Source organism: Albimonas sp. (genome assembly GCF_055129145.1).
This window is the reverse complement of record NZ_JBSRTQ010000209.1, coordinates 1-5,714: the sequence shown is the minus strand read 5'-3', so window position 1 is coordinate 5,714 and position 5,714 is coordinate 1. Positions and strand designations below refer to the sequence as shown.

The window sequence follows — 5,714 nt, the reverse complement described above, 5'->3', positions numbered from 1 at the left end:
GGCATGGCGCGTGGGCGCGTGGGGCGGGGCGCGTGGGGCGGGGCGCGCGCGGGGGGGGACGAGCGCCGCCGTTCGACTGCCACGCCGCCGGTCCTCGGCAAGCCGCGCCCCTCGCCGGTCGTCGCGAGCTTCCCGTCCGCGACAAGCGAGGCGCCTGGCCTCGCCGGTCGGGCCCCCCCCGCGCGGCGACCGGAGCTGAGGTTCGATCAGCGCCCGGCGGCCTCGCTTTCGCATGAGGCAGGGGCAGGGCGGGGCCTGTCCCCTCGCCGTTCGCCCGACGCCGCCCGCGGAGCCCCCTCGCCGCATTCCCCACGTCGCAACGCCGCGCGGGCGCACGCTCGCCGCCGTCGCGACGGTGGGCGCGCGGCCCGCTTCAGCCGGGCGCCGCCCGCCCGGCGATCTCGTCGCGCAGCACCCGCTTGAGGATCTTGCCGGCCGCCGAGAGCGGCAGCGGCTCCGCCCGCAGCTCGACCGAGCGGGGGGCCTTGTAGGGCGCCATGCGGGACCGGCAGAACGCCATCAGCGCCTCCGCGTCGACCTGCGCCCCCGCCCGCGGCACCACGACGGCATGCACCGTCTCGGTCCAGACCGGATGGGGCAGGCCGATCACCGCGACCTCGGCCACGCCGGGGAAATCGGCGACGATGTTCTCGACCTCGATCGCGAAGACGTTCTCGCCCCCCGTTTTGATCATGTCCTTCAGCCGCCCCGCGAGGAACAGGAACCCGTCCGCGTCGAGCCAGCCGAGGTCGCCCGAATGCATCCAGCCGTCCCGCAGGGCCGCCGCGGTCTCGTCGGGGCGGTTCCAGTAGCCGGACATCACGTTGGGGCCGCGGATCAGCACCTCGCCGACCGCGCCGGGGGGGAGCGCCTCGCCCTCCGGTCCCGCCACCCGGATTTCGCAGAGCAGCGCCGCCTGACCGCAGGAGCGGCGCTTTTCCGCCGCGGCCCCCTCCAGCACCGCGTAGCGGGCGGGGAGGATCGTCGCGGTCGAGCTCACCTCGGTCATGCCGTAGCCATGCACGAAGCCGCAGCCGGGCAGCAGGGTCAGGGCGCGGCGCAGGGTCTCGTCCTCGATCGGGCTCGCGCCATAGAGGATGGTTCGCAGCGCCGAGAGGTCGAGCGTCGCGATCTCCGGCCGCTCAAGCAGCATCTTGATCATGGTCGGCACGAACTGGGCGTGGGTGACGCGTTCGGCCGCCAAGGTCGCCAGGCAGTCGGCGGGGTCGAAGCGGGGGACGAAGGCGTGGCAGCCGGCGGCCAGCGTCAGCGCGAAGGTCGAGGCGCCGTCGGCCTGGTGGAACATCGGCCCGGAATGCAGGTAGGTGGCGCGGTCGTCATAGCCCATGGCATGCGCGGTGCTCAGCGCGTTGGTCACCAGGTTGTCATGGGTCAGCATCACCCCCTTGGAGGCCGAGGTGGTGCCGGCGGTGTAATAGAGCCCGGCGAGGTCCGCGCCGCCGGCGCCGGCGTCCTGCATCGGCGGGGATGCCGCGATCAGCGCCTCATAGCCGATGGCGTCTCCTGCGGCGCCGGGGTCCGCGGCGCCCTCGTGGTCGCCGATCAGCAGGGTATGGGTCCAGGCGGCGGGCCGGGGCGCGACGGCGCGGGCGAGCGGCAGGGCGGCCGCGTCGGTCACCACCGCGCGCGCGCCGCTGTCCTCGACGATCAGGCGCAGCTCCTCAGGCGTCAGGCGCCAGTTGAGCGGCACGGCGGCGAGGCCGGCGAAGGGGATGGCGAAGAGCGTCTCCAGGTGCCGGTCGGAATTGAGCGCCAGCACGCCCACCCGGTCGCCGGGTTCGAGGCCGAGGCCCCTGAGCCCGGCGGCGAGCCGCGCCACGCGGGCCGCGACCTCCTCCCAGGTCCGCGCGACGCCGCGGTGGACGGTGGCGCGGCCGCGCGGGTTGACGGCGGCGGCGCGGGCGAGCCCTTGGGTCAGGCGCATGTCGGTCCTCCGGTGGCGCGTCGGGTCGCGGGCGGACGCGGGGCGAAGATAACGGCGCGCCCGGCCGCCCGGCTTGCGCCGGAGCGGGATCAGGCGCGGCTCAGTCGGCGGGCGGCGCGGCGGGGGCGGCGGCGGGGCGCTGGTCGAAGCGGCGTCCGAAAACGCCCTCGGCGATGCGGTTCTTGAGGATCTCGGTCGAGCCGCCGGCGATCATCCAGCCCCGGGTGCGCCGCACGCAGTATTGCACGGTCGAGTCGGTCGAAAACCCCAGCCCGCCCATCACCTGCAACGCCTCGTTGGCCGCGAAGAACCCGGCCTCGTTGCAGGCGAGCTTGGCCATCGCGGTGTCCTGGGCCGAAGGCAGCCCGCCCGCCGCCTTCGCCGCGGCGCGCATCAGGAGGAGCTGCGCGCCCTCCAGCTTCACCGCCATCTCGGCGAATTTCCATTGCAGCCCCTGGAATTCGCAGAGCGGGCGGCCGAACTGCCGACGGGTCAGCGCGTGGTCCCGGGCCACGTTGAACGCATGGCGTCCCACCGCCACGGCACGGGCGGAGTTACCCAGACGCTCGACGTTGAAGCCCGCTATCTGCTTCTTGAACCCGCCCGGGCCGAGCAGCAGGTTGGTCTTGGGCACGCGCGCGTCGGTGAAATAAAGCTGGGACCAGTCCTCGCCGTTCATGAAGCCGGAGGGGCGGCCGATCTCGAAGCCCGGGGTCCCGCGCTCGATCAGGAGAGAGCCGATGCCCCCCACCCCCGGCCCGAAGCGGACATAGACGAGGAAAAGGTTCGCCTCCGCCGACAGCGTGCCGAAGATCTTGGTGCCGTTGACGATGTAATGGTCGCCGTCCTCGCGGGCCGAGGTGGTCATGTCGGTGGCGGCGGAGCCGGCCTCGGGCTCGGTCATGCCCAGCGAAATCGCGGCGCGTCCGGCCAGCAGGTCGGGCAGGAAGCGGGCTTTCTGGTCGGGCGTCGCGTATTCGTAGAAGGTGCGGATCGGGCCGAAATTGCCGGCCTGCACCACGTCGCCCGATCGTGGGCAGACCTCCGCCACCGCCTGCAGGGCGAGGATCGCGTCGATCAGCCCGCCGCCCTGGCCGCCGTCGGCCTCCGACGCCGTGATGCCGATCAAGCCGGCCTCGGCCAGCCGCGCGGCCACGTCCCAGGGGTAGGCGCCGGTGCGGGCGCGGTCGGCCGCGCCCTCGGCGAGCGTGGCGCGGGCGAGGCGCGCGACGCCGTCGCGGAACAGGGTCTGCTCTTCGTTCAGGTCGAAATCCATGGGGCCTCGCGGGATGGTGAACGGGGTCGCGGCCCCTCGGGGGCTTGGGTGACGGGCCAAGCTAGACTAAGCCTGAGTTGGCGAAACGCCCCAGATGTCAGCCCCGGAAAACCGCAGCTTATGGATGATCGCCCCCAGACCTCGCGCCGGAACGCGCAAGCCGGGCAACCGCTCAACAACCTGCCGCTCAACCCGCTGCGCGCCTTCGCGGTGGCGACGCGGCACAAGACCTTCACCGCCGCCGCCCAGCAGATGGGGGTGAGCCAGGTGGCGGTCAGCCGGCAGATCGCGATCCTGGAGAATTATCTGGGGGTGAAGCTGTTCGAGCGGGGGGCGCGTTCGGTGAAGCTGACCGAGGTCGGGCGCAATTTCGGGCATGAGATCGCCGGGCTTTTCGACGATCTGGAGACGGCGACGTCGAGGATTCTCGCGAACGAGAGCCGCAACACCGTCAACCTGCGCATCTACCCGACCTTCGCCCATCACTGGCTGATGCCGCGGCTGGCGACGTTTTCGGCGCAGCATCCCGATTGCCGGATCCGGCTGGATACGCGGGTCGAGCCGCTGGATTTCCGGGGCACGCATCTGGATGCGGCGCTGCAACTGGGCCACGGGGCGTGGCGCGACGCGCGGTCGCGAAAGCTGTTCGACGAAGTGGTGGATGTGGTCTGCTCGCCCGCCTATGCGGCGCGGATGGGCGGGCTGGAAAGCCTCGAGGATATCGGGCGGTGCGAGCTGTTGCATTCGCGCTACCGCCGCTCGGAATGGGAGCGGTGGGCGCGGGCGGCGGGGGTGGAGGTGAATGCGCGCGAGGGGATCGAGTTCGACACCTCGCTGCTCACCTATTCCGCCGCGCGGCAGGGGTTCGGGCTGGCGGTCGGGCAGCTCGACCTGCTGACCGAGGAATTGGAGAGCGGCGCGCTGATCCGGCCGTTCCATCGGCCCTGGCGGACGGGGGCGGCGTTCTGGGTGGTGTGGCCGACGATGACGTCGGCGGGGGCGCAGACGCGGCGCTTCGTAGACTGGCTGCTGGATGCGTCCGGCGAGGCGCCGGAGTTCTTCCGGCGCGGACTGGCGGAGGAGGCGGCGGCGCGGCGCCGGGCCTGACTTCCGGTTATGGCCGCCTGTCCGCCGGTCCCTGTGCGGCGGGCGCGGCGGGCGCTAGGATTCGCAGGCCGCAACCGGGGAGGACGGGCGATGTTCGCAGGATTGGCCGAAACGGGGGGCCCGGGCACGGCGTTGGCGAGGCGCGGCCGGGCGCTCGACGCGCGGATGCTTCTGCGCGCGCCGGGGGCCGACCCCGTCGAGACGCTGGTGACGATCCGCGCCGGCGCGGTGATCCTGGTCGAGGCGGGTCCCTTCGTCATGCCGAGCTGGGACTTTTCGATCTCCGCCCCTGCCGATGACTGGGTCCTGTTCCTGCGCGCGGTCCCGCCGCCGGGCTCGCATGACCTCATGGCGCTGCTGAAACGCGGCGCGATGCGGTTCGAAGGCGACCTGCATCCGCTGATGTCCAACCTGCTCTACGTCAAGCTGCTGCTCGCCAGTCTGCGCCCCGCCCCGGAGGCCGTCGCATGAGCCTGCATGTCGAACCCATCGCCGGGCGTTACGGGCATATGGAGATCGGCGGGCGGACCCATCGGGTCTATTGGGAGGAGGCGGGGCAGGGCATTCCGCTGGTCTGCCTGCACACCGCCGGGGCCGACGGGCGGCAATATCGCGGCGTGCTCAACGATCCGGAGGTCACCGCGCATTACCGGGTCATCGCCTTCGACATGCCGCGCCACGGCAAATCCTCGCCGGCGCCGGGCACGGTGGATGACGACTACGCGCTGACGTCCGAGGGCTATGTGGACCAGATCCTCGCGGTCTGCGACGCGCTGGAGCTGGAGCGGCCGGTGGTCATGGGCTGCTCGATCGGCGGGCGGATCGTGCTGCATCTGGCGCATCGGCATCCCGAGCGGTTCCGGGCGCTGATCGGGTTGCAGAGCTCGGACCATGTCGCGCCCTATTACGACACCGGCTGGCTGCACCGCCCCGACGTGCATGGCGGAGAGGTCTGCGGCGCCGTCGCCTACGGCCTGATGGCGCCCCAGAGCCCGGAGGCCGAGCGGGACGAGACCCGCTGGCACTACATGCAGGGCGGCCCGGGCGTCTTCAAAGGCGACATGTGGTTCTACAAGGTGGACGGGGATATCTCGGGGCAGGTCGCCGAGATCGATGTTTCGAAATGCCCGATCCATCTGCTGACCGGCGATTACGATTATTCCTGCACGCCGGCGGATACGCGCGATCTGGCGGCGCGGCTCGGGATCGGGATGACGGAAATGGCGGAGCTGGGCCATTTCCCGATGTCCGAGAATCCCGAGAAGTTCCTCGCCTATCTGCGCCCCGTGCTCGACCGGATCCGCGAGGGGTGAGGGCGCGGCGGGTTCGCACCCGCCCTACGCGGTTTGGCGCGCGGGCGACGCGAATGTAGGGCGGGTGCGAACC

5 protein-coding genes are annotated in these 5,714 nt (G+C 72.0%); 3 read left to right on the top strand and 2 right to left on the bottom strand.

Going from position 1 to position 5,714, the window contains the following annotated elements:
- Nucleotides 1-373: 373 nt before the first annotated feature.
- The gene (locus ACTB72_RS20160) at nucleotides 374-1,945 is read right to left on the bottom strand and encodes a class I adenylate-forming enzyme family protein (RefSeq protein ID WP_463038814.1); all 1,572 of its coding nucleotides are present in this window, start codon (nucleotides 1,943-1,945) and stop codon (nucleotides 374-376) included.
- A gap of 100 nt (nucleotides 1,946-2,045) precedes the next feature.
- Nucleotides 2,046-3,221, bottom strand: a complete 1,176-nt coding sequence (locus ACTB72_RS20155; protein WP_463038813.1) for an acyl-CoA dehydrogenase family protein — start codon at nucleotides 3,219-3,221, stop codon at nucleotides 2,046-2,048.
- A gap of 120 nt (nucleotides 3,222-3,341) precedes the next feature.
- Between ACTB72_RS20155 and ACTB72_RS20150 the strand changes: the two genes are divergently transcribed.
- The 3 genes from ACTB72_RS20150 to ACTB72_RS20140 all read left to right on the top strand — a co-directional run bounded on the left by ACTB72_RS20150 (nucleotide 3,342) and on the right by ACTB72_RS20140 (nucleotide 5,641).
- Complete coding sequence (locus tag ACTB72_RS20150) at nucleotides 3,342-4,328, top strand: LysR substrate-binding domain-containing protein (RefSeq protein ID WP_463038812.1); 987 nt, start codon at nucleotides 3,342-3,344, stop codon at nucleotides 4,326-4,328.
- Between the two features lie 90 nt (nucleotides 4,329-4,418).
- Nucleotides 4,419-4,799, top strand: coding sequence for a hypothetical protein (locus ACTB72_RS20145; protein WP_463038811.1), 381 nt, complete (start codon nucleotides 4,419-4,421; stop codon nucleotides 4,797-4,799).
- Entirely contained in the window at nucleotides 4,796-5,641 is an 846-nt protein-coding gene (locus tag ACTB72_RS20140; RefSeq protein WP_463038810.1) for an alpha/beta fold hydrolase, read from the top strand. The genes ACTB72_RS20145 and ACTB72_RS20140 overlap by 4 nt, the downstream gene beginning before the upstream one ends.
- Nucleotides 5,642-5,714: the final 73 nt, after the last annotated feature.

Excerpts from the sequence above, each read along its gene's own strand:
- ACTB72_RS20160 (WP_463038814.1), bottom strand. The coding sequence starts at position 1,945 with ATGCGCCTGACCCAAGGGCTCGCCCGCGCCGCCGCCGTCAACCCGCGC.
- ACTB72_RS20155 (WP_463038813.1), bottom strand. The coding sequence starts at position 3,221 with ATGGATTTCGACCTGAACGAAGAGCAGACCCTGTTCCGCGACGGCGTC.
- ACTB72_RS20150 (WP_463038812.1), top strand. The coding sequence starts at position 3,342 with ATGGATGATCGCCCCCAGACCTCGCGCCGGAACGCGCAAGCCGGGCAA.
- ACTB72_RS20145 (WP_463038811.1), top strand. The coding sequence starts at position 4,419 with ATGTTCGCAGGATTGGCCGAAACGGGGGGCCCGGGCACGGCGTTGGCG.
- ACTB72_RS20140 (WP_463038810.1), top strand. The coding sequence starts at position 4,796 with ATGAGCCTGCATGTCGAACCCATCGCCGGGCGTTACGGGCATATGGAG.